This is a genomic window from Flavimarina sp. Hel_I_48 (genome assembly GCF_000733945.1).
Lineage (GTDB): Bacteria > Bacteroidota > Bacteroidia > Flavobacteriales > Flavobacteriaceae > Leeuwenhoekiella.
Genome location: NZ_JPOL01000002.1, coordinates 3,357,036 through 3,382,730 on the forward strand (window position 1 = coordinate 3,357,036; position 25,695 = coordinate 3,382,730).

Annotated in this window: 11 protein-coding genes; 6 read left to right on the top strand and 5 right to left on the bottom strand. The window is 38.4% G+C overall.

The window, feature by feature from the left end; translation table 11 throughout:
• Positions 1-19: 19 nt before the first annotated feature.
• Complete coding sequence (locus tag P162_RS14505; protein ID WP_164076266.1) at positions 20-10,021, bottom strand: PKD domain-containing protein; 10,002 nt, start codon at positions 10,019-10,021, stop codon at positions 20-22.
• Positions 10,022-10,768: 747 nt separating this feature from the next.
• On the opposite strand from P162_RS14505, the gene P162_RS14510 reads away from it, so the two are divergent.
• Together P162_RS14510 and P162_RS14515 are read left to right on the top strand one after the other, a co-directional pair.
• Positions 10,769-11,737: an ATP-grasp domain-containing protein gene (locus tag P162_RS14510; RefSeq protein ID WP_031428386.1), complete on the top strand. Its 969-nt coding sequence runs from the start codon at positions 10,769-10,771 to the stop codon at positions 11,735-11,737.
• The gene (locus P162_RS14515; protein ID WP_031428388.1) at positions 11,721-12,371 is read left to right on the top strand and encodes an HAD family hydrolase; all 651 of its coding nucleotides are present in this window, start codon (positions 11,721-11,723) and stop codon (positions 12,369-12,371) included. Before P162_RS14510 ends, P162_RS14515 begins: the two co-directional genes overlap by 17 nt.
• 258 nt (positions 12,372-12,629) lie before the next feature.
• On the opposite strand, the gene P162_RS14520 is transcribed toward P162_RS14515, so the two are convergent.
• The 4 genes from P162_RS14520 to P162_RS14535 all read right to left on the bottom strand — a co-directional run bounded on the left by P162_RS14520 (position 12,630) and on the right by P162_RS14535 (position 18,939).
• A complete protein-coding gene (locus P162_RS14520) occupies positions 12,630-14,981 on the bottom strand; it encodes a GumC family protein (protein WP_051907928.1) in 2,352 nt (783 codons plus the stop codon).
• Positions 14,982-14,987: 6 nt separating this feature from the next.
• Positions 14,988-15,806: a polysaccharide biosynthesis/export family protein gene (locus tag P162_RS14525; protein ID WP_241077785.1), complete on the bottom strand. Its 819-nt coding sequence runs from the start codon at positions 15,804-15,806 to the stop codon at positions 14,988-14,990.
• Positions 15,807-15,856: 50 nt separating this feature from the next.
• On the bottom strand, positions 15,857-17,638 hold the full coding sequence (locus P162_RS14530; protein WP_316931612.1) for a nucleoside-diphosphate sugar epimerase/dehydratase: 1,782 nt from the start codon (positions 17,636-17,638) through the stop codon (positions 15,857-15,859).
• 167 nt (positions 17,639-17,805) lie between these two features.
• A complete protein-coding gene (locus tag P162_RS14535; RefSeq protein ID WP_031428394.1) occupies positions 17,806-18,939 on the bottom strand; it encodes a DegT/DnrJ/EryC1/StrS family aminotransferase in 1,134 nt (377 codons plus the stop codon).
• Positions 18,940-19,726: 787 nt separating this feature from the next.
• Here P162_RS14535 and P162_RS14540 point away from each other — a divergent pair.
• The 4 genes from P162_RS14540 to P162_RS14555 all read left to right on the top strand — a co-directional run bounded on the left by P162_RS14540 (position 19,727) and on the right by P162_RS14555 (position 25,617).
• On the top strand, positions 19,727-21,517 hold the full coding sequence (locus tag P162_RS14540) for an alpha-amylase family glycosyl hydrolase (protein ID WP_031428395.1): 1,791 nt from the start codon (positions 19,727-19,729) through the stop codon (positions 21,515-21,517).
• 148 nt (positions 21,518-21,665) lie between these two features.
• The gene (locus P162_RS14545) at positions 21,666-22,100 is read left to right on the top strand and encodes a hypothetical protein (RefSeq protein ID WP_164076267.1); all 435 of its coding nucleotides are present in this window, start codon (positions 21,666-21,668) and stop codon (positions 22,098-22,100) included.
• A gap of 60 nt (positions 22,101-22,160) precedes the next feature.
• Complete coding sequence (locus tag P162_RS14550) at positions 22,161-22,979, top strand: SDR family oxidoreductase (protein ID WP_031428397.1); 819 nt, start codon at positions 22,161-22,163, stop codon at positions 22,977-22,979.
• Positions 22,972-25,617: an MGH1-like glycoside hydrolase domain-containing protein gene (locus P162_RS14555; RefSeq protein ID WP_031428398.1), complete on the top strand. Its 2,646-nt coding sequence runs from the start codon at positions 22,972-22,974 to the stop codon at positions 25,615-25,617. The genes P162_RS14550 and P162_RS14555 overlap by 8 nt, the downstream gene beginning before the upstream one ends.
• The last annotated feature ends 78 nt before the right edge of the window (positions 25,618-25,695 follow it).

Sequence of the window (25,695 nt, forward strand, 5' to 3'; positions counted from 1 at the left end):
TATTAAAATTTAGTGACGTTTAATAATTTTTTACAATTAAGCGTTCTATGTATTCATTTCCGTCCATATCATCTATCACGATAATATACATACCAGCCGCAAGGATGGGTAACGGAATCTGATAGATTGTTTCTTCCTGATCCTGTGGAAGATCATACGTGTGTATTATTCTTCCCCTGGCGTCTACGATCATTGCAGCCTTAGCTTTAGCCGGTGCATTTTCCATTCGTATTGTAATCTGCGTTGTAGCAGGATTAGGATAAATCATGATGGAGAAAGGACCATCCTGTTTGGTATCAATACGTATGGTTTCGGTATCCGTAAGACCTTCAGAATCTGTAACCGTTAAGGATACTTCATATATACCCTGCTCAGGGAACGTATAATCAAAATCAATACTCTCTGAAACTACATTGCCATTAATCCTCCATTCATAGGACACGATAGCATCATCATCTGTGGAGCTGCTACCAGAAAATTCTACATAGAATGGGGCGTTTCCACCTATTTCAGAAGAGGTAATTACCGCCTTGGGAGGTTCGTTTCCATTTGCCGTTGTAACCACAATGTTTAAGGTTGCCCTGTTCGTCAATCCCTGGGCATCTGCTACGATCAAAGTAACCCTATAATTACCTGGAAGCTCAAATAGGTTGGTAAAATTAGGATCTGTAGAAACCGTATTACCATCAATTTGCCATTCGTAGCTTACGATCCCCTGGTCATCTGTAGAATTACTACCTGTAAAGGTTACCGAGAGTGGCGCCGGACCTTGGGTAATGTTTGCTGTGGCTATAGCATTAGGAGCGGTATTACCATCAGGACTTGAAGCAGTAATCGTTAATGCTGCTGTGTCTGATAAACCTTCTTCATCCAATACGGTCAGGACCACCTTGTAATTGCCAACTTCCAAAAAGTTATAATTAAAATCTGGAGCGGTAGAAACGATCGAATCGTCCACCTTCCATACATAACTTTCAATTCGTACATCATCAATAGATGTACTACCAGTAAAGTTTACTGATAGGGGAGCTACGCCTAAGGTTTTGTCTGCAATTGCAATGGCATCCGGAGGATTATTACCTGTAGCGCTGCTGACCTTGATCTCCAGGACCACCATGTCTGAAAGACCTTCTGCGTCAGTAACTGTTAGACTAGCAGTATAGTTGCCTGCTTCGGTAAAGGTATATGGGAAATCTGGTTCTGTCGATACGAGGGAATCACCTATCCTCCAAACATAATTTTCAATGCTAAAATCATCTGTAGAAGCACTACCGGTAAAAATCACATCTAATGGTGCATTACCAGATGCTGGGCTTACGGAAGCTATAGCAATAGGAGCAGCATTCTCCCCATCTACATTTACACGTATATCAATACTGGCACTATTGGATAAGGCTTCAGCATCTGTAACGGTAAGTGTCACTGTATATACACCGGTTTCTTCAAATAGATACTGAAAATCAGCAAGGGTTGATACAATTTCATCATCAATCACCCACTCATATTTTTCTATGCCAATATCGTCTGTAGATGCATTACCTATGAAATCGACTTCCAGCGGCGCCGCGCCAGAAACTGGAGTTGCAGAAATAATTGCCTGTGGACTTGAATTTATACGAGCGATAGGTTCGATTTCCAATGCGGAAAGCATAGGGAAATCTGTACCACCAGTACTTGCAAGTGAAGAAAGTTCAATATTTATCTTTCCATTACTAACCGTAGCCTCAAAAGTTTTTACAACTGGCGTTTGCGCACCCACATCTGCTGTTATATCGTAGTTATCCAGTACTAACGAGTCCTGCACTTTTACATCAAATACGCGCTTACCAACGCCTCCGGCACCACCGCCTGTTGCGCCCCAATATATTTCGGCAAAATGGAGGGTAACTTTATATGTGTAATCATCAGGAACAGGAATACTATAGCCAAAAGTTAAGTCTTCACTTCGTTCTGATTGATAAAGGGTAGGAACCTGAGCGCGACCATTTGTATAACCTTCCCCTGCAGTGAAGAAGCGATCTGATACAAACTCCCTTTCCTGATAGTTCAGGGTTGGGCCACCAGCATTTATACGAAGTGAAAAATCATTTAGTGCTCCACGCTCAATGGTAAAGAGCGTAAATTCTTCGGTAAGTTCTATACCATTTGTATCAGTTGCGGTGATCGTAAAGGTATAAGAATCTAATGCGTTTTCAGGTGGCGTGCCACTGAAAGTACCTGTCAAAGGATCAAAATTTAACCATAAAGGTTGTTCTGATCCTCCAGATGGAACTGCTCGAAAACGGAACTGATTACCAGCATAACCTCGTAGAAATGAGTCTGCCAAACTGTAAGAGAAGGCTTCACCCTGATAGGCGTAGTACGGGGCAATTTTGGAAACGCTTGGTTGTTCCTGTGGTCTAACGTTAGTAATTAAAAAAGTGTTGTCGTTCCAGTCACAGTTGGCAGAACCAGCCCCGCAGCCGTTCTGTACATAATCCTGCAGGACGATATACTGATTAGGAACAATTTCACCGTCTCGATTTATAACTTTATAAACACGTAGTCCCAATACTGCAGGATCTGTACCCCTTAGATCGTTACCACCTGTATTGAGATAATTTTCAACCGCAATACGAAAGGGAGTACTTATACTGTTTACAACGGCATTATTGATTTCACCTTTTGAATTTTTAGGCAATAAGGTTTGATAATAAGGCGACGTGTGTACTGCATTTACACCCCCCACGATTCCCGTACCATTAACTGAAATAAACTTTAAGCTTGCAGGTGTATAACCGTGAAAAGCGGAAAGTTGAAGAATTCGTATGGGAGTAGATTTATCAACCTGTACAAAACTCTCTGCATATATAAGATCGCCCTCATACCCCGCATTGATATTTTCAGCAAGAGGTGCGTTAGAGCTGGGGCGCGTAGGATTAGGGTTGACGGGAGTAATTGTTCCCCTGTCATTTACAATGCTTCGCATACTGGTTCTATACCCAAAGGCATCAAAAACCTCCTGGGCATTGATTTCATCGCTTATGAAATTAGGACCATTTTCTGGTTGAGGGGCAAAGCCTCCATGAAGTGTAGAAATAAATTTACTACTGTTATCAGCATTCGTCTCAATGGCAATGGTTTCCTTGAAAATTTTATTTTGACCATTAGTGGTTGATCCTATTAACTTAATATTTAGATCTACAAATTGGCCGGGCGCAATACTAAGGGGTAGTGTTACATCAGTATTGGAACTAACGTAGGAAAATGAATAATTACGCGTGTTACTTATTGTAATATTAGATACAATAAGATTAGCTGTACCCGTATTATTGATTCTTAGAATATTATTTTCATGAGTTATCGCTCTACCGGGATCCCCCAGTCTATAGAATGTATAGTAGTCATCTGCAGGAAAACCTTGATTTGTACCAGGTATTTTTGTCATATTCTCTACATAGAGAATTGCGTTAGATGCAGGGGAAACGGTAAAGTAATAATTATTGATAACTGAAACACCCTTACTGTCTTCTGCTCTTACTAATAAGATATGATCACCTGTAGTATTTACCGTCAGAGGCGCATTATATGCTTGATAATTGGCGCCATCCAGGGAGTATTGTAAGCTGCTTATAGTGCCGTCATTGTTAACGGTTTTAGCATCTAGCGAAATATTAACACTTCCTCTATAGTTATTGAGTTCATTTTCTACACCGTCAAAGCTGGCGGTTACCTGAGGTGGTGTCTGTGGAGCTGCCATTGGAGCAATCCGAATGTAATTAACTTTTGCATTGACACCCCCTTCACCTAGAGAAAGTCTTAGGATACCATCTCTAACGGTAACTTCTGCAGTGTTCTCAAAATAGGTTAGACCTTCTGGATTGTCGTTTTGTTGATCAAAAGCGATAACAGTCTCTCCATTAACATCAAGCACATGATTGCTATCAGAAAAATCTGGATCACCCACACTAATATTTACTGCATAGCTTCCGTTAGGAAGATTAACGATCCAATCATTTGTAGGATACAGATTTTGATCGCGGTGACCTATTTGAGAAAACGTTTTTAACAGAACATCGTCATTAATTCCAGTATTTCTGTTCCTTCCATTTACGACTGAACTTGCCGGGGTGCGTGTATTGGGTAGCACCCATCCAAAGGTAAGGTCACCATAGGAACTGGCCCTGCCATTATAAGGAAGTCCAAAATCATCTGAATAAGATGCAGGGGACTGTTCCTTCTCATCGATATCCTGGAAATTAAATTCATAAGTATAGTTAAGGTCATTCGTAATATTAACGACAATATTTAGGGTTGCTTGCTTGTAATCTTCTAGTTTGGCGACAACCGTAGCCGTATATTGACCTGGAGTCATACCTTGGGTATTAACACCTATTTCAAAGGGATTATCCAGTGAAATCTCATCAGGTATAATTACCCAGGGTTGAGAAGATGTGAGATCAATGCTATTAGAATTTAAGAATCCATTTGCTGACAGCGTAACATCCTTGACAGGAGGATTACCACTTCCGGGAAGACTTAAATAACTAATATTTTTCTTGTCAAAACTTAAGGCAAGGTCACCTTGATTGAATGGAATTGCGTTGCTCAGAATGAAAATATAATCCTGATAATCCCCATTTGTTGCATCTTCAAAGGTGATTAGGTATTTATTGTCAATCAAGTTGCCCTGTCTATCTTTTAATGGATAGGAGCGTGCCCGGTGTAGAACTCCATCTGTATTTAGGCTATCCTGGGTATAATTATACCTATCAAATGATTGTGAAAAGACATAAAGTCCAAATAGGGAACCCTGTGGGTTAAATATAGTATCTCCAGATGCCAAAGGCGGATAAAGGCGTTGTGCATTAGTTAAACCATCTTCAAGAACCCCTATTTGATTTCTCTCTAAACCATCAGTAGTAGTATACCATCCAAAGGGTAATTTTTCACTAGGGGAATACCTTCCCACTGGAGTCATGGTTATGGGAGCGTCTGTCGCTTGAATCCATTGACTGAATTGTATTTCATCTCCCTGAAGGGTAGGCTCTGTAGTGGTAGTCAAACCAGACCAACCTACGTCTATACCTATTCCTAATGTGTTAACTATATCTTGCAATGAAGGTTCAAAATCTCCCTCAAGGCCCTCTTTCTTAAGTCCGTAGAGACCAATGGTATAGGTGGGATTTTCTTCACTGTTATTTGATATTACAATTTCAGCATTTTGATATCCCAGATCATTTGTATTTTGATCTGGTGCATATGTTACTGACAAGGTAATGTTTTGACCTGGAGCAATGGTCTGTGTTCCATTAAAATCCAAATCGTTAAACTGGGAAGCAAAGTCCCCTTGCAGCGCTATATCGCTAATCACTAAATCAGAAAGACCTGTATTTGAAATTATAATCTCTTTAGTCTGAGTTTTTACTCCCTGATTATTTATTGTAGTCTCAAAAAGCAATTCCCTTACACTAGTTGTAATTTCAGGTCTCTGTGAATCAGGATCGTCCGCTCTCAATAATGTCAATCTGGATACACCATCTTGATCACGATCATATTCAGAGACATATAGATTTCCTGTTTGAGGATCTTCTATAACATCCAGCGGGTCATCAAATCCAGAAAGACCTGGAATGTCCATATAAACCTCACTGATATCACCATTAGTTTCAGGGTTCATGACTAGTAAATCATTTTGTCCACTAAAACGAACAACCATAATAAGACCCTTTAATCGACCTCCGAATGCGTCACCTTTATATTCTATAACGCCGTTAGGTGATTTATTGAAGCCGAAATCATAAGCTGGTTCTAAATAATTAACATCGGGACCAAGTGCACGGGGATATTTCTGTACATCAATATGGGAAGATTCACTCTGGCCTGGAAGTCCGCTATAAGATAGTCCTCCATGATTCAATATGAACTCACCGCGGTAAGGATTGGGATGGCCATGATAAGAACCTCCCCTTGTTTTGAATAACCAGTCTTTTTGTGTTTCACCACCCTTTATCTGCGGTGCATTTTTAACTGTTGTCCTGCCATCTATGCGTCTTGCAAGTTTATAAGAAGACGTTGATGGCGTAACAGGGGAATTGATGTTATTTCCTGCAGTACCATTAGTAGGCATATACAACCAACCATTAGAGTGCCAAAGCAAATCATATGTATTGCGTATTCCTGTAGCGAAAATCGTCAAGGGTGAATTTGTAGCATATGGATTATATGATCCATCGCTCATCGCTATACGATTTGACGGCGCACTATTGATAACATCGATATTATCTGTGGTATATACATCAAGGGGGAGGGCAGCAGGAAGTTTATTAAAGTCAAGCTTTAAAACCGCTCCAGACAACAATCTTTCTTTACGTTGACCCCAGGCAGGGTCAGGTGCGCCCCCGGCAGTATTACTGCCCTGACTGATATACATCATTCCCTCGTTGTCAAAAATGATGCTGTTGGTAAGGTGATCTTTTATAGATCTGGGCAAATGCACAATAATATCCTGCACATTGGTAAGATTAGGACCGCTTAGTCTAGAAACTACTCCATCCCATTCAGGCCCATTGGTAACCGAAGCTGTACTATGCGTAATATAGGCGATAAGATTATCAGCGGTAGAAGCTGGATCAAAGACCAGGCCTATAATTATTCTGTCATTATTATTATTTGCTCCCGTCTCAGGATGCGGTGCCCCTTTTAAATTTGGTCTTAATATTTCTAGATTGGTGAGTGTTCCATCACCTTTTATGTCCCAACGCTGAATAGTTCCATCTGATTGAAAATTGCCCAAAGTGCTGGCGTAAAGTTTACCATCTGGGCCTATGACAAGACTTGAAAACAATTGATCACGAGTACCTTCTCCTAAACCTTCACCTCCTTGTACTTTTGTAAACTTAATACCACTAAGATCGCGCGTAGGGGTAGGTATATCTTCTAAAGCTCCTGTGGTAAAACTAGACTCAAATGGAACAAAATCAAGCCTGTCGTTCAAATCATTGACTCTGTTTGCTTCTACGTCATTTATTCTAAATACATAAGAAGTGAATTCTTTTAATTGATTTCTAGGTGTCAACGTAATTGCATCGCCCCCTCCTGTATCATTAGCATTTGTGGGAAGCAAAACTTCCTCTCCAGAATTACTTATCTCAAACAATTGAACATTACCCCCCGTGGTGGTTTTATCTAATTCATAACCGTTAGGTACAAATATGTCCACAGTGATTTGAAACTCCCTTATGGGTACATCCGTTGCATTATCATTAGGTGTTACACCTGTAAAGTAGGGTAGGTCCTGAGTAGTAGGTTCAATCTCAACAAAATTTATTTTTGTATTAAAACCTCCTGAAGGACTAAGACTAAGCCTGCCATCCTGAACGACTACAATTCTGGTTACGGTAGAAAAGTTAGAAGCGGCACCCGTTGGGCCGCTGGGTACAAATTTGTTTATAATGGTTGCAGATTCTGCATTTATTGTATGCTGGGGTACTTCATTAGTCCGCGGGCTTACTTCTGGATCACCTACGCTTACTGTAACCTCATAGGTTCCATTTGGTAATTCAATTTCCCATTTAGCATCTGGCAAATAGCCCAGACTGGAATCATTGGAAAAACTCCCATATTGCATGTGAGTAAAGGTGTTCTGTAACGTCGAGACACCACTTATCTTTCTATTTCTTGTATTGCGGCTTACATCGGCAGGAGTATTGTCGTTAGCATTTAACCAACCGTATCTACTTCCATTTCCTCTATCGCCAAAGGCGTTTCCACTATCTCTTAAGTATCCCGAAGGTGCAGGGGTTCCAGCATCTGAAAAATTAATTTTAAGACCATCAAGTTGAGCAGGCGCTGGTTTTATATTACGAACCAGGAGTACCAGATCCTGATAATCGAAACCTGAAATATGCTCTTCCGTAACGATTATATAGGCGTTCTGCTCATTGGGTAACTTGTATGTGCGCACGTGATGCGGAATAGCATCTGTAAAAATGTTTAGGGCATCTTCACTATACAATGTTCTATTATTGAAAAAGGGCCATGAACTGTAAAATCCAAAACTTCTTGAAGAAGGATCAAACTGTAGCGTTCCATTAACCATGGGATTAAGTCGTTGCCCATTGCCATTAGCATTTGATACCTGTGCAATTTCATTTTCCTGAGTCGCATTTCCTTCGGTATACCACCCGAAGCGAACTACCGGATTGTTTTGTTCTGGACCAAATGTCCCCAGGACTTCTACATCAACTGCCTGATCACCGGATTTTTGGAACAACTGCCCTTCAATTTCATCTCCAAAAAGTTCATTGTAAGTAGATCCAGCAGGCAAATCAATAATATTTGTAGTTGCATTAGTATCCCCTACGTTTATAACTCCAGTACCTAATTGAGTATCAAGAATCCACTGAAGTGATGGTTCGTTTGTCCCACCGTTCCCTGCCTTGCCCAAACCTCGAAGCGGTAAAGATACAGCTACGGCATTTGTTCCCGTTACTTTGAGATCAGCAAACTGAGGACCGTTTGAGGAAGGGTTGAAAACTACATTAAAATTCGCCGTTGCTCCAGGATTAAGTTGACTCGGAAGTCCATTAAAACTAAATTGTTGTGCAGATGCTCCACCAACAGATGCTCCAATATTATATAATATTGAATTTCCTGTATTGGTAATCGAGATAGCTTGTATGGAGGTGTTATCACCAGCTGTGATGGCATCACCAATAAATTCAGTAGTATTAAAGGTAATTATAGGGCGTAAGGAAACAGGTGTTACATTATCTATTAAGAACATATAATCCTGATAGTCACCATTGCTGGCATCTTCAAAGGTAATGAGATAGCTGTTCTCAACAATTACGCCTTGTCTGTCTTTTACGGGATAGGTACGTACACGACGAATTGTGCCATCTCCATTCAACCCATCTTCAGAATAATTATACCGGTCAAAAGAATTTGAAAAAACATAGATACCGAAATCTGCCGTGCCCGGATCAAAAATTGTATTTCCAGATGATATAGGTGGATAGAGACGCTGGGCATTTAAAAGACCATTGGCCAAGACTCCTATTTCATTGATCTGCGGCTCTCCGCCACCAGTAGTGTACCACCCAAATGGAAGAAATTCTTCAGGTGAATATCTCCCTACCGGAGTAATATTTATAAGTTTATTTTCAATTTTCTTCCATTTCTGAACAAAAACCTCATCCCCTTTTAAGACAGTTTCCGTACCATCTGCCAGTGTTTCCCAACCAACATCTATTCCTATTCCCAGAGTATTGACCACATCTTGCAACGCTGGTTCAGAATCTCCTTCAAGTCCTGTTTTCTTTAAGGCATATAATCCTATAGTATTATTAGTGTTATTTACCGAGTTGCTTACAATAGTTAAAAGCGCATCCTGATAACCCAAATTAGAGTTGTTTCGTTCTGGAGCATAGGTCACATCAAAATTTCTAGATGCCCCCGGGGAGATAGTTTGGTTAGAAGCGTTTGGTACTGCGCTCCATTGCGCTGAAAAATTTCCGGATATATTGAGAGCATCTATGATAAGATTTTCATTTCCGGTATTTGTAATGGAAAGCTGTTTAGTATCAGTATTATTTGCCTGATTGTTTGTTACGATTTCAAAAATCAGTTCGTCAACATTTGTAGCTATTGTTGGGCCTGTTTGACTTGCCGAGATAGTTACATTTATTGAGATTTCCGCATTCGTGTATCCTTGGTCGGGCTGATCTATTGCAAAAACAGTTGTACTGTATGTGCCTGGAGCAAGATTTTCTTTAATGCCAAAACTAAGAACGCCCAGGGAAGGATTTGTAGGTAAAATTAACCATCCAGAGGAATCTGGATCGTCAGATAATACAATGGAAGGATTTCCTTCGCTTGCCGTTAGCGTTACACTTTGATTTGCAATGGCATTTCCTTGCTGCCCACTAAAAGAAAGACTACTTTTTGAAAAGTTTAGGCTCGCTGTTTCTTGCAAGTGTAGGTTTAAGGCATCATTAGAAGGAATTACTCCTTTTTCATGGGAATAAACAGTGCCCATGAAAAAAATTAAAAGTAAATAAAAAAGCGATTTTTTGAGGTAAAGCAGAGTGATAACGTAGTTTTTAGTGATCATGAGCTAGTAATAAATATATTTTGGGTTTAGTTTTCTCACATTCTATACGAGGTATAGGTATTGTGGGATTTTAAATTCTTCTTAAAATCTAGAAATGAGCACTTTTACGTCTGACATTTCAAAATTTAAAATAAAATTTATTTTTTTTAAATAATTGCCAAAGATAATGCTTTAATTCCTTAAAGTGAGGGGCTGGTGATATTTTTACAGCAAGCAATGCCAGCTTTAGTTTTAAGTTTTAGAATTTTAATTTAATCGATATAGTGCTAATTACATAGATAAAGTGTAATGTGGACTTCTTATCTTTGTAGGATAAATGTTTCAGAAGGAAGTTTATGCTTATAACAAATGATGACTAAGATTAAAACCGAACTGAAAAAGAAAGAAAGCGGAGCTTTGAGGGTAAAAAAGGTGCAAAACAGTTGAGAAATCAGTCAAAAGGCACTATTAATCAAAATTAATTCGTTCAATACTTATTAATAAACTTTTTTCAAATTTAGAATAATAGCTTTTCGGATTAATTTTCAAGGAGCTTTTCAAAGAATAGAATTGAATAATACTCTATTTTTTCAATTTTCTTCATGTGCGATCTGCTTTCTTTTTTCTTAGAAAAGGGTTATTTTGCGGTTCTTAAATAGATAAAGCTTAGCTTATCCTATAAATAAAGACTTAATGAATATACTGATAACATCTGCAGGGAAAAGAGTTTCCTTAGTCAAAATATTTAAGACGGAAGCAACAAAGCAAAATCCCAACGCACGGGTTCTGGCCACAGATGCAAATCCTGATCTTTCTGCTGCATGCCAGGTTGCAGATGCCTCTTTTAAAGTGCCCAGGGTAGGTGACTCTTCTTACGTTGAGACGCTTCTTGATATATGTAAATCAAATGATATCCAACTTATAATTCCTACAATTGATACAGAGTTACTGATTCTCGCAGAATATAAAAACATTTTTCTGGAAGCTGGTATTACACCTGTGATTTGTGATAAAGAGTTTATACATAAATGTAGGGACAAACGCGTAATTCACGATTTCTTTACTGAAATGCGTATTGATGTTGCCAGGGAATTTACAAAAGATGCTTATGAGTTTCCGCTTTTTATTAAACCTTCAGATGGAAGTAGAAGTATTGATACTTTTTTAGTAGAAGAAAAGAAATTTATGGAAGAACGCTTTTTTCAGGAAGAGCGTTTTATGTTTTTGGAATATATATCACCACAGCGTTTTGAAGAATATACTTGTGATCTTTACTATGATAAACAAGGGTATTTAAAATGCGCAGTACCACGTAAACGTATTGAAGTTAGAGATGGAGAAGTCAATAAAGGCCTTACGGAACACAACGCCCTTGTTCCCTATATAAAAGAGAAAATGTCTTTCGTGGAAGGGGCAAGAGGCTGTCTGACCGCACAATTTTTTAAAGAAAAAGATGGAGATCGTGTAGTGGGAATAGAAGTGAACCCTCGCTTTGGTGGTGGATATCCACTTTCATACCTCGCAGGTGCAAATTTCCCTAAATGGATTATTGATGAATATATTTTCAACAAGGAAGTTGAAAATAACTTTGATACCTGGGAAAGCAACTTGCTTATGTTGCGATATGATAATGAAATTTTAGTTCATGATTTCCAACATTAATTCTGATCATACTTTTGTTTTCGATCTCGATGATACGTTGTACAAAGAGATAGATTATCTCAAATCTGCCTATACGGAAATCGCCCGGAATGTAAGCGGGCAGCAGTGGCAAGCAACATATGCAAAAATGTTTGCTTTGTACAGGGAGAAAAAAAATGTCTTTGATTTTATTACCAGTCAATTCGACGTAGAAATTGATGAACTATTACAGCTTTATAGACAGCATAAACCTAAAATTGTGCTGTCAGATGAAGTAAAAGGGCTTCTAAATAGTATAAAAGAAAAAGGTGCCCATATCGCGGTGCTTACTGATGGAAGATCTATTGGCCAGCGCAATAAAATAGAGGCTTTAGGATTGGAAGAATGGATCGAAAAAGCTTTTATTTCCGAAGAATTGGGAAGTGAAAAACCTTCGGAAAAAAATTTTATAGCTGTAGAAGAATATTTTAATTCAACTAAGTACTATTATATAGGGGACAATCTAAAAAAAGATTTTATCACTCCAAATAAAAGAGGCTGGAATACCATAGGTTTAATAGATAACGGACTTAATATACATGTTGATTCTACAAATTTTGAAAAAAGTACACATCTCCCAAATCATTTTCTAATTTCCCTTAGTGAACTATTATAACCTATATACTTTAAAATGTAGTTTCCATAAAAATTAGTAGTTTTCACCTCGTTATTAACAAGTAGTATTATTCATTTCAATTTCATTTAGTTCTGGATCGAGCTTAAAATCTCATTGTGAACATAGTTCACATCATTCAGTCATCGTTTATATGCTCTAAAAACGGCTTATTTTAACCTAAAAACGGCTGAAAATAGCCGTTTTAAGACCTTTTCAACCGTTTTCTGTAAGGTATTACCGTTTACTTTCTAACTAAGATTACTTCCCGTAACCGTATCCATAACCATATCCATAACCCGCTTCATAGTTGGTATCGTTGAGCAGTACAGCCATATTACGTAGTCTTTTCTCTTGATATAAAGATTCAGGAACCGGGAGTAGGCGCTTATCAAGATAATTTGCTCGCACCACATAAATTATGGTATCTGAAAACTTACTGATTAGCAGCGTATCGGTTACAAGATGAACGGGAGCCGTATCTACGATTACATAATCATAAGTATTTTTCAAGTATTCCATTAGGACCCGCATTTTAGAACTCTCAAGCAGTTCTGCAGGGTTGGGAGGTATAGGGCCAGAAGGAATTAGATCAAAATTCATATCTTTATTCAAATCCTTAAGGATCATATCTTTTGCTTCTATGGTGCTATCTGTAAGATAAGAAGTAAGTCCCAATGTATTTTTCTTTTGCGGAAGATCAAAAATTTCGTGCAGCTTAGGATCTCTAAGATCTGCCCCAAGAAGTAAAACACGTTTTCCTGATGAGGAAAGCGTTTTTGCTAAGTTGGCTGATATAAAAGTCTTTCCTTCTCCTGAGATTGTAGAAGTAAGGAAAATTATTTTTCCTTTGTCTGCACTACTTCCCGTCATTAAAAAGTTGAGGTTTGTCTTTAAGATCCTAAAAGATTCCGCTAGCGGTGATCTATCATTTGTGGATATTAATCCTTTGAAACGACGTTTTGCCCTGGGTATATCGCCTATAATAGGCGTGCTAAGCACCTTTTCTAAGTCTTCCCTCGTTTGCACCTTAACATTGAGCATACTACCTACATAAATAAATAGAAATGGTAAGAAAAGTGCCATAGCAACTGCTCCACCGTAGATAACGTTACGAGGTGGCGATATAGACCCAGAACGGGTGACAATTGCAGGGTCTATAATTTTCGCATTAGGAGCAGGTACCCCACTAGAAATTTCTGCTTCCTCTCTTTTTTGAAGTAAATAGACGTAAATCTGCTCCTTTACATTTGATTGACGCTCAATTTCATTTAGCGCCTGCTGTTGCTGTGGTGCGGAGTAGATTTTACTGCTATATCCCTCATTCTGAGCTTGTATGCTATTAAGTTTTATTCTCGTGGATTGCTCGAGATTCCCTAGACTTGAAATTAAAGACGATTTCAGGTTCCCCAGTTGTTGATCGAGATTAACGATATTAGGATTCTGCTCTGTCGCGCCCTCCAGCAATCTGTCCCTTACGAGAACTAGATCATTGTAACGGCTGATAATGCTATTCACAGAAGGATCTGAAAAACCGAGACTACCAGGTATGATCTGATAGGATCTTCCTTGATTTGAAACCGTATTTTTAATACTTGATATTATTTCAAGTTCTGTACTCAAAGATGCAATTTCTTTACTGGCCTGTAAATTGCTCTCTGCCATGCGCTGCGCTTGTGAATTAATATCCACACCTAATCCGCGACTGGCTTTAAACTGTGCTGCATCAGTATCTACCGCAGAAAGGTCTGAAGTAATAAGGGCAATCCTATCATTGATAAAAGACGCTGTCTTAGATGCGACGGACTTATTGTTTTCAACAGTAATACCGTTATACGTTTTTATAAGTGTATTTACGATGTCCCTCGCTTTTTCTTCGACAGGATCAGAAAGAGAGATCTTTAGAACTGATGGACTTTTTTCCATTAGTCCGATGTTGATCTTATTCCTGTAATTTTCCGAAACAGCCAATAAAGGAAGAACGCGTATTTCTACCTCTTTATCAATATAATTTTCTATATCAACGGCTGATGGCGTCAAAATAATATCTCCTATTGAAGTGGTTATTTTTTTACCGAAAGAGTGAATCTTTCCTTTTTCATCACTGTTATTGGCAAGTTCGAATTTCGTTTTAGACTTTATCTTTATATGAAATGTCTTTGATTTAGTATAAATCAAAGAGTCAGACGCAAGAAAGTTTATCTTAACGATTCCTTCTGGATAGTTCTCTGTTTTGATGACGTTGCCTTCGCTGAAATGCTGAACATTGAGATTCAGTTTTTTTACAACTTCGTTCATTATAGAACGGGACCGTATGATTTGAATTTCATTTTCAATCTTGTTTTGCGCCTGATCTGTGTAACCCAGATCTTGAAAAACAGCAAGTTCTGAAGCTCCGGGACCGTCTTCCGTATCAATCAAAATAGTTGAATAAACAGAATATTTTGGTATAGAATAGCGCAAATAAGTATAAGCCAGACCTACGAAAATAATGAGGCTAAGTATAAACCACGGCCATTTTCGCAAATAGCTAAAAATGGCCTCTCGGAGATTTATACTATACTCTTTGGGCTTTGTGTTTCTAGAAATGGGGGTAGATTCTTTTAAGGGCATATGCTATTAAAATCGTAATATTATATTCGTAAGTGTAAGTAGTACAGATACTACGCTTAAAACTATTCCCAAGGTGTTTATATTGCCCTCAGAACTTTTAACTTTGGTTTCGTTTGGTTCCACATAAACAACGTCATTCTGTTCTAGGAAATAACCTGGTGAACTCGCTATTTGAGGAGAGGTAATATCAAGCCTAAATTCTTTGATTGAATTACCCATATCCCTTCGGACTAAAATATTCTCCCGCTTACCGGTTATAGTCATATCACCTGCAAGACCCATCGCTTCCACAACGGTTACTCTTTCATTAGGCACAAGATAGACGCCAGGTCTGGCAACTTCTCCCAAAACAGTTATTTGAAAGTTAGTGATCCTTAAACTTACAATTGGATTTCTGATATAGGTTTTTAGCTTCTCAGAAAGCAATCTTTTAGCTTCGTTTCGTGATAATCCACCTAAATGCAACGTGCCTAAGACGGGGAATTCAATATTACCGTCTTTATCGATTAGGTACGTTCCTGGACGACTTTGTGTGTTGTTATCAAGTTCACTACTAGTTGTGCCAGAAGCGCCAACTTCAATACTTTGACCTAAATTGAATTGTTGTGCTGTGCTTGGTACAGGGGAAGAGACCAAAATATTTACAAGATCATTTGCTCTAAATACGGGTTCTGTAGTAGATATGAGCATTTCTGGATTTGTACCTCCGTATCCAGGATCCTGAAAATAAACGACATCTTCTGGAACGCTTCTACAAGAAAATAATAAAAAGGATACGAAAATAGAACTCAATAGTAACCTTGAGCTAAATAAAGATTTTATCATAATAGATGGGGTTGTGTGAAAAAGCGGAAAATTAGGATTTAATTACGAGTTTATGAAATTAAAGTTTTCTCAACAGAATTTCCGCCTGGCCCCTTTATGGTATTGCTTTTTTTATGATCCAATAACTCGTATTCAGAATTTTTTGAAATATATTCTGGTACGATCTCCTTCAGTTTACTAACAATAATGTTTTTATCCATTGAAAAAGAATCAATAATGCAGAGGTCATTGATCTTCTCTTTTAAGATACCGCAATCAATCTCGGCAAATTTGCTCTTCATTATTTTTTTGTGATGTGTAGGTAGCGTTCCTTCATCTGTTGCTAAAAGTTCTTCGTAAAGTTTTTCACCGGGTCGCAATCCAACAAATTCGATTTTTATGTCTTTAGGATAATTTAAGCCGGATAGTGTTATCATTTTTTTAGCTAAATCAACAATTTTAACTGATTCACCCATATCAAAGATAAAAATTTCACCACCATCACCCATTGTCGCTGCCTCTATAACCAATTGTGATGCTTCTGGGATGGTCATAAAAAACCGTGTTACTTCTGGATGCGTAACAGTAAGTGGACCGCCTTGATTGATTTGTTTCTTAAAAAGAGGTATAACAGACCCATTAGATCCCAGTACATTACCAAATCTTGTAGTAATGAATTTTGTTTTAGAATCTTTTTGAAGGCATTTAAGATACATTTCAGCAACTCTCTTCGTTGCTCCCATTACATTTGTAGGATTTACCGCCTTATCAGTAGATACCAGTACAAACTTTTCTATCTCAAATTTCATTGATAAATTGGCGAGATTGCGTGTTCCCAGTACATTTATTTTAACAGCCTCGGTAGGGTTTGATTCCATTAAAGGAACGTGCTTGTAAGCCGCGGCATGAAAAAGTATTGTAGGACGCGTCTCTTCAAAAATAACTTTCATACGTTCAAAATCACGTATATCTGCAACAATGGGCGTAAAGTTGATTACGTTCTTTTGCTTCAGTTCCTGTTGTAGATCATACAGGGCGGATTCGGCTTGATCTATTAATATAAGTTCTTTGCAAGGGTAATGGGACAGTTGCCTTACGATTTCACTACCTATAGAACCGGCCGCTCCAGTAACCATAACTGTCTTGTTGCTGAGCTCTTGTTCTACTTTAATATTATCCAGTAGGATTGGTGCGCGATCTAGAAGATCCTCAATTTGGATCTCTTTGATTTGTGAAGCATTGAGACTTCCATCTATCCATTTATTAACAGGAGGAACTATTTTTACCTTAACACCAAGTTGCAAAATGGTGTCAGAGAGGTTCATTATCTTTTTACTATCTATGTTTTGAATGGATAGAATAATAGCTTCAACATTGTGCTCCTTAATAAACTGACTGTCAATATCAGATCTCTTATATACATTAGAGCCCTTTATTTGCTTGCCTATTTTGCCAGGATTATCATCTATAAAACCAATTATTGAATACGATTCAGATCCATCTCTTCCCATTACCGTATGCGTAATTTGACCAGAAACCCCAGCACCATAGATAAGTATGTTTCTCTTGGGTTTTATTTGTTCATGTAGGGATAAATAGAAATGTTTAAAAGCGAATCTACTTGAAGTAAGCGCAAATATATTTAGAAGAAAGAACATACATAATACAGATACGGGTACGTGTAGGTCATCTGTACTTCCATATAGATTATTGAAAATATTGAAGAGCAGGCCAAACAAAAAAGTAAGTATCAATGCTTTAAAAAGCAATTGGACATCTTTTAAACCTGTATGTCTTACAACACCTTTATAAGATCCTATTAAAAGAAAACCTACTAAAGAAAGTATTACCATGAATGGTAATTGAATCTTAAAATTATCAGTATTGAAATTAAAGGTTAAACCGTATCGTAATGTATAAGCTATGAGAAACATTGACGCTGATATACATAGATCAATACCTAAAACAAGCCATTTTGAAGCATACCTTCCGGAATTTTTTCTTATATACTGTTTTAACATTACCCTATTTTTTTAATTAGTTCCACAACTTTCTCTAAATGTTCCAATTCAAGATTGGATCCACTAGGTAAGCAAAGACCTTTGTTAAAAAGTTCTTCTGATACACCATTGTTGAAAGTGGGACAATTTTTAAAAACGGGCTGCATGTGCATGGGTTTCCACAGCGGCCGTGATTCAACATTATAAGTTTCGAGTTCTTTTCTGATTTCTTCCCGCTGTTCAAAAGAATCAGTTAATATGCACGATAACCATCGGTTTGAATAAACATCCTTTGGTTCATCGAGAAAATGTATGCCTTCTTTACTTGAAAGGTGCTTAACGTAATAATCGTAATTTCTCCTTCTTGCCTGTACACGTTCGTCTAACACAATCATCTGACCTCTCCCTATACCAGCTGTGATGTTGCTCATTCTATAGTTATACCCTATTTCTGAATGCTGATAATGAGGTGCATCATCCCTTGCCTGGCTAGCCAGGAAAATAGCTTTTTTCTTAATTTCAGGTTTGCTGCTTACCAGGGCACCACCGCCAGAAGTAGTGATTATTTTATTACCATTAAATGATAATGCGGCAATGTCTCCAAAAGTACCACATGATATACCATGATAGCGACTGCCTAAAGCTTCAGCACTATCCTCAATCACGGGAATATTGTATTCTTCTGAAATTTTTTGGACCTCATCCACTTTGTATGGCATTCCATATAAATGGACACCAATTATCGCTTTTGGTTTTTTTCCTTTGGCTAAAGAAGCTTCGATTGCTTCTCTAAGTTGTACGGGGCAGATATTCCAGGTGTCTTTCTCACTATCCACAAATATAGGCTCAGCTCCCAGATACATTATGGGATTTGCCGATGCAGCAAAAGTGAAAGACTGGCATAATACGGTATCACCACGTGTTACACCAACTAATTGTAGTCCTAGATGGAGTGCAGCTGTTCCAGAAGACAAGGCTGCAACATGAGTACCTTCCTGTAAGTATTTTTCTAAATCAGATTCAAAGCCATTTACATTTGGCCCTAGTGGAGCAATCCAATTTTCTTCAAAGGCTTTGTTTACAAACTCTTGTTCTTTTCCACCCATGTGGGGGGAAGAAAGCCATATTTTTTCGTCGTTCTTAGTTTCGATCATGAAATGTGTTCTTAAATAATTTCAATATGAATTAAAATAATTTAGAACTACTCATATATTTAGAATACACAGCTGAAAAACATACTTATGCAAATATTTGAATAGTTATAATCATTATAATGAGGGGTTCATCGCGCCAAATATCACCAAAAAAAGACTAGAGACCATGATTAATTGAATTAAATTCGATCAAAAACTCCTTTTTAACGTTGAATTCGGTAAATAACTGGTTGAGAACGGAAAAATATGTGTATTTAAAACGTGCTCAATTATCCAAAACCCTCATCTCATTATATTTAACTCCTTAAAATTTTAGCTATTTGATTAGCAAATTAATCAGCGAATAAACGCAATTTTTAGCTTGTTCTCTGCATTTGGATGATAATTAATTAAAATTTAATATGTCAAACTCATTGTCAATGCATTTCAACATATATATCTATATATAAACGACATTTATAACTATCTAAGTTGAGATCAGCTATCTTTAATAGATATGTAGGCAATACCTGGGAATGAATTTTGAGGTAATAGTATTCTTTCAGTAATAGAATGAAGTGTTTTGGGTATCCTTAGTTAAGGTTTTTCTAAATAGTTATTCTGGTACAACCATTATAATAAATTTAGTCCCTGATACGAATATGAGTTTATTTAAAAATACTTCAATTTATCGCTGTCTAGCCATAGTTCTTGTAAAGGGTCTGCGATCCGATTCAGAATTGAAATATGCTCTAGTGGTTGATTTGTTAGTATAGTATCTGGTTTAACTAAAAATAATTGCAATTTTATGAGTGAAAATTCCAAGGTTGAGGGCATGGGTGCCATTATAACAGATGAAGGAGTTGGTTTTAGGGTCTGGGCGCCAAATGCGCATCAGATTTTTGTGGTAGGTGATTTTAATGATTGGCAAAACGATAAAAACGAACTATTCTCTGAAGACAATGGTTACTGGTTTACTCTGGTGTCTGATGCGAAAGTAGGGGACGAATACAAATTTTATATACGCAATGGTGATACGGAGTTATATAAGATGGATCCCTATGCCAGAGAGGTTACTAATAGCAATGGTAACAGTATCGTTGCAAAGAATTACCACGATTGGTCTGTAAATGACTTTAAGATTTCTTCCTGGAATAGTCTTGTGATCTATGAACTTCATATAGGAACCTTTTTCAGGAATCATGCAGATCAGGTAGGTGACTTTGATTCTGTCACAAACCACTTGAGATATCTACGCGCCCTGGGCATAAACTGTATAGAGATCATGCCTGTTGCAGAATTTCCAGGTGGGCAATCCTGGGGGTATAATCCCTCTTCACCGTTTGCGATAGAGCAGGATTATGGTGGTCAGGACGCTTTAGCGAGGCTCATTGATGAAGCACATAAAATCGGCATTGCCGTAATCATGGATGTCGTTTACAACCACTTTGGCCCCTCTGATCTGGATCTTTGGCGTTTTGATGGTTGGTCTGAAAACGATCGGGGCGGGATCTATTTTTACAACGACTGGAAAGCGGAGACTCCCTGGGGAAGTACTAGGCCAGATTATGGTAGGGAAGAAGTGCGAAGGTATATTAGGGATAATGCGTTCATGTGGTTAGAGCGCTTTAATTGTGACGGTCTTCGATGGGATGCCACGGCGTTTATTAGGGAAGCAGATGGTGGTCTGGGCATGGAAAACAGACTTGAGGAAGGTGTCCAGATGATGCGGGATATCAATAAGGAGATTCAAGATAAATATCCTGAAAAGTTACTAATTGCAGAAGATCTTATGAAAAAGGATGAGGTGACAAATGCGATTGAAAATGGCGGTATTGGATTTAATTCGCAATGGGACTCCGGTTTTGTTCATCCCATGCGTAAATTACTTTCGGAAACGAATGATAGTGACAGGGATTTGGATATCGTTAGTGAAGTTCTCCTCTTTAAATATAACGGTAAAACCTTTCAGCGTATTGTTTATGTCGAGTCTCACGATGAGGTTGCCAATGGTAAAGTGCGTTTGCCCGAAATGATTCAGCCGGGTGAGGCAGATAGCGAATTTGCTAAAAAGAGAGCGGTTTTAGGTGCCGTGCTCGTCCTTACCGCGCCTGGTATTCCCATGTTGTTTCAGGGACAGGAATTTTTGACGGACAGATATTTTAAGGATGATGATGGCCTGGACTGGGAAAAATTCTCAAAATTCAAGGGAATAACCAAATTATTCAAGGATTTAATAAAATTACGGACAGGTAAAGAGGGTTCTGCCTGGGGATTGCAAGGTGAGGAAATTGAAATCGTCCATAAAAACAATAAGGATAAAATATTTGCTTATTATCGCTACAGTTCAGAAGCGAGAGATCATGGAGTGCTGGTTGTGCTCAATTTTTCGAACAATCAATTTGACAATTATAAACTAGGCGTTCCAAGCCCGGGTCAATGGATTAACAAGTTCAATACAAGTTGGGAAGGATATGACTGGCAATTCGGTAATGTTTACGTAGGTGATTTTGAGACTTTTGACGAGAACTACGATAATTATTCCCAGGCTGCCAGTATTTCAGTTCCTGCCTACGGTGGCCTTCTGTTCACGCGATAATTAGATTTTTTAATTACTCTTGAAATGTAAGGGATGTAATGGTTAAGGTTTTGATAAAAATAGATGGCTTACTGCTTTCATCATATTTAATAGATGTTTATTACCTAATTTTATTACTTAAAAAGCAGGAAATTTAAGGGCGATGCTTATGACAAATCAGGTTTTAAATACCATTAGCACTAAGATGAAGCTTCTTCAATTTGAAACTAAGGAATGGTTGAAAGAAGCACAATTGTATCTTGATCAAATCGAAGTGTTTCAGCGGTTAGTGCAAGATAAAAACCTTCCTAATCATGGAGGAGAACAGATTAGCAGGGATGTCAATTTCAATCTCCGCACAATGGCAAATAAAATTTTGAAAGAAATTGTAAATCCTCTTGAGATCCATGAAGCTTTTCTAAAGAGTTGTAATAGGGATAATGTTATTACTACAGAAGAGGCATATGTCAACCGTCACGGTGTTTTGGCAATTTTAGTCAAAAACCTTAAAGCTTCGGTATTGGATTTAAAAGTACAGGTACAAACATTTATCCATCAGAAAGAATTTGGTGTACGAACATCTACACCACAAAACAAATATTAAAAAAATGGGTTTAAAAACCCATTTTTTTTATGATTATAAATCAACTAAACGATTAAAAATATGCAAAAACCCAATGATAGGCTACGTGGTCAAACCTGTATTGTAACAGGTGCTAATTCTGGAATAGGAGAGGCAGTGGCTACGGCAATTGGCCTGGACGGCGCAAATGTTGTTGTAAATTACATTAGCAACCCAGAAAAGGCAGAAGAAGTAGCCCACCAGATTAGTATAAATAACAAGTGTGGTGATGCCATTGCAATAAAATGCGATGTGAGTAAGGAGGATCAGGTTCAGCATATGTTCAAACAGACCATAGACCATTTTGGAACTGTTGATATTTGTATTCCCAATGCAGGGCTGCAGCGTGATGCGCCAATGCATGAGATGAGTATAGAAGACTGGCAACTGGTCATTGATGTTAATCTTACCGGGCAGTTTTTATGTGCAAGGGAAGCCCTGAAGGAATTTATGTCGCGTGGTATGCGCCCAGAAGTATCATCTTCCCTTGGTAAAATAATACATATGAGTTCTGTACACCAAATTATTCCATGGGCTGGTCATGTCAATTATGCTGCTTCAAAAGGAGGCATCGTCATGTTGATGGAAAGTATTTGCCAGGAATATGCCTCGAAGAAAATACGGTGCAATAGTATTGCCCCCGGCGCCATTAAAACAAATATAAACCAGGATGCATGGGATACAGAAGAAGCTCTGCAAAAGCTCAATGAGCTTATTCCTTACAAAAGAATTGGTATTCCAGAAGATATTGGTAGTGCAGCGGTATGGCTGGCTTCTGATGAATCTGAATATATCAATGGTACAACAATATACGTAGATGGTGGTATGACCTGCTATCCAGGATTTACAACAAATGGATAATAATACAGAAGAGCATAAAAGACTGGCCGCAAATTATGCAGATGAGAAAGACTGGTTGCTGTGGGGACCTTACCTGAGCGATAGGCAATGGGGTACCGTTCGTGAAGATTATAGTGCCGAGGGTAATGCCTGGCAATACCTGGATCACGACCAGGCACGAAGCAGGACATATAGATGGGGGGAAGATGGCCTGGCGGGAATCACAGACCGCTACTGTAATATTTGCTTTGGTGTAAGTCTATGGAACGGAAAAGACCCCTTGCTCAAAGAGCGTTTGTTCGGTCTATCCGGGCCAGAGGGAAATCATGGGGAAGATGTAAAGGAGCTGTATTATCATCTTGAGAATACGCCGACGCATTCCTACATGAAACATCTGTACAAATATCCACAGAATGAGTTTCCCTATGTTGCCCTTCGGGATGAAAATGCTAAAAGGAGCAAGGATGACTTGGAATTTGAAATTTCAGATGCGGGAATGTTTAAGGACCATGCTTATTTTGACGTTATTACAGAATACGCAAAGGCTGATAACAATGATCTCCTCATTAAAATATCTATTGCGAATAGAAATTCCGAAGCTGCCAAAATTCATGTGCTACCTATTTTGTGGAGCCGTAACCTATGGGATTTTAAGGAAATGCCGTACAAACCGGTCCTGAAAAAGGAGTTATCTGGGGAGACGGAATATCTTTCCATAGATCATCCTTACGTAGGGAAGTATTTTCTTTATTTTGATAAGGCAGACCGGCTTTTGTTTACTGAAAATGAAACCAATAACGAAAGGATATTCAATACGCCTAACGATCACCATTTTAAAAAGGACCTATTTCATAATGCGGTAATAGAAAATGACTTTTCCATAGCTACGGAAAGGGGAGAGGGTACAAAATTTTCACCACATTATGAACGCGAAATACAGGGTGGTGAGACCTATAGCATTAAGCTCCGCCTAACCGAAAATAAGCTGGAGGATCCATTAAATACCGATTTTGAGACCATTTTCAATCAGCGCATAGAGGAGTGTGACGACTTTTACAACGCTATAACCAAGTGTAATAGCAAAGAGACTCAGCATATTGAAAGACAGGCCCTTTCTGGTTTGCTTTGGTCCAAGCGGTATTATAATTATGATGTGGAAACCTGGTTGAATGGTGATCCTAAAGAGCCTGATCCACCCCAGGAGCGCAAATACGGCCGAAACAGAGAATGGAAAACGCTGCGCAACCATGATATAATGTTGATGCCAGATTCCTGGGAATATCCCTGGTACGCTGCATGGGATTCTGCTTTTCATTGCGTTACTATGGCACTGGTAGATTCAGAATTTGCTAAAAACCAACTTCTTTTGTTCACTAAAGAATGGTATATGGCGCCTAATGGTCAGATTCCAGCTTATGAATGGTCTTTTAGTGATGTAAATCCACCTGTACAGGCATGGGCGGCGATGCGTATTTATACCATTGAAAAGGAAAAAACCGGCAAAACGGACATCAATTTTCTTAAGCGTATCTTCAATAAACTAGCGCTCAATTTTACCTGGTGGGTAAATAGGGAAGACCGCACGCAAAATAATGTTTTTGAAGGTGGTTTCCTGGGTATGGATAACATAGGTGTTTTTGATAGAAGCCACGGTATTCCCGGGGATGCGCACCTGGAGCAGGTAGATGGTACCAGCTGGATGGCTTTGTATTGTCTCAATATGCTTGAGATCAGTATCGAAATCGCTTTGATAGATATTGCTTACGAAGAAATGGCCACTAAATATTTTGGGCATTTTGTGTTTATAGCAGAAGCATTAAATACGATAAGTGAGGAATATATAGGGGTTTGGGACGAAGAACAAGGGTTTTTCTATGATAAATTAGTTTACGACGATGGTGGTTTTCAACCTATAAAAGTCAGATCTATTGTAGGTTTGTTGTCCCTTACCGCGATTTTGACTGTAAAAAAGGAAACGCTCAATGCACTGCCCCAATTTAAATATAGCGTGGAGTGGTTCAAGAAATACCGCATGCGAACGCTCAAATATCCGGTTATTCAGGATTTTGAAGAGGGGAAGGATCTTTTACTTTCTTTAGTGCCTAAAGAACGCGCGCAGATACTGATGAGTACGTTGTTCAGGGAAAAAGAATTCCTTAGCGATTATGGGATACGATCCCTTTCCAAGGCTCATGAAAATCCGTACACGATAAATATTCATGGGGTAACCTATAGTATAAATTATGAACCGGCAGAATCTTCTACCGGTATGTTTGGAGGTAACTCCAACTGGCGCGGCCCGATATGGATGCCCATGAATTATTTGTTTATCCATTCCCTCAAACAGTACCATGCCTATTACGGTGAATCACTTACTTTTGATTATCCTTCGGAAAGCGGCAATACTAAAAACCTTCTCGATATAAGTGTTGATTTGAGTAAGCGGCTATTAAAGATTTTTGAAAAAGATGCACAAGGCGAAAGGCCTGTTCATCGTTTGCATAGTGATCAATACAAGGATGAGTATTTTGAAAATTTAATCTTGTTCTATGAATATTTTCATGGAGACAATGGTAGAGGAGTAGGAGCTTCACACCAAACTGGGTGGACAGCGCTGGTTGCCAATTTAATTGATGAAATTAATGATATTAAGGATTAGGAATATATTCAAACTCAACCACTAATAATAAAAACCTCGCCACAAAAGCTAGGTTTTTATTATTAATCTAAGGATTAC

What these genes read in the sequence shown, in the direction of transcription:
- P162_RS14510 (WP_031428386.1), top strand. Translation starts at nt 10,769, where the DNA reads ATGAATATACTGATAACATCTGCAGGGAAAAGAGTTTCCTTAGTCAAA.
- P162_RS14535 (WP_031428394.1), bottom strand. Translation starts at nt 18,939, where the DNA reads ATGATCGAAACTAAGAACGACGAAAAAATATGGCTTTCTTCCCCCCAC.
- P162_RS14555 (WP_031428398.1), top strand. Translation starts at nt 22,972, where the DNA reads ATGGATAATAATACAGAAGAGCATAAAAGACTGGCCGCAAATTATGCA.
- P162_RS14545 (WP_164076267.1), top strand. Translation starts at nt 21,666, where the DNA reads ATGACAAATCAGGTTTTAAATACCATTAGCACTAAGATGAAGCTTCTT.
- P162_RS14530 (WP_316931612.1), bottom strand. Translation starts at nt 17,638, where the DNA reads ATGGTAATACTTTCTTTAGTAGGTTTTCTTTTAATAGGATCTTATAAA.
- P162_RS14505 (WP_164076266.1), bottom strand. Translation starts at nt 10,021, where the DNA reads ATGGGCACTGTTTATTCCCATGAAAAAGGAGTAATTCCTTCTAATGAT.
- P162_RS14525 (WP_241077785.1), bottom strand. Translation starts at nt 15,806, where the DNA reads ATGATAAAATCTTTATTTAGCTCAAGGTTACTATTGAGTTCTATTTTC.
- P162_RS14515 (WP_031428388.1), top strand. Translation starts at nt 11,721, where the DNA reads ATGATTTCCAACATTAATTCTGATCATACTTTTGTTTTCGATCTCGAT.
- P162_RS14520 (WP_051907928.1), bottom strand. Translation starts at nt 14,981, where the DNA reads ATGCCCTTAAAAGAATCTACCCCCATTTCTAGAAACACAAAGCCCAAA.
- P162_RS14550 (WP_031428397.1), top strand. Translation starts at nt 22,161, where the DNA reads ATGCAAAAACCCAATGATAGGCTACGTGGTCAAACCTGTATTGTAACA.
- P162_RS14540 (WP_031428395.1), top strand. Translation starts at nt 19,727, where the DNA reads ATGAGTGAAAATTCCAAGGTTGAGGGCATGGGTGCCATTATAACAGAT.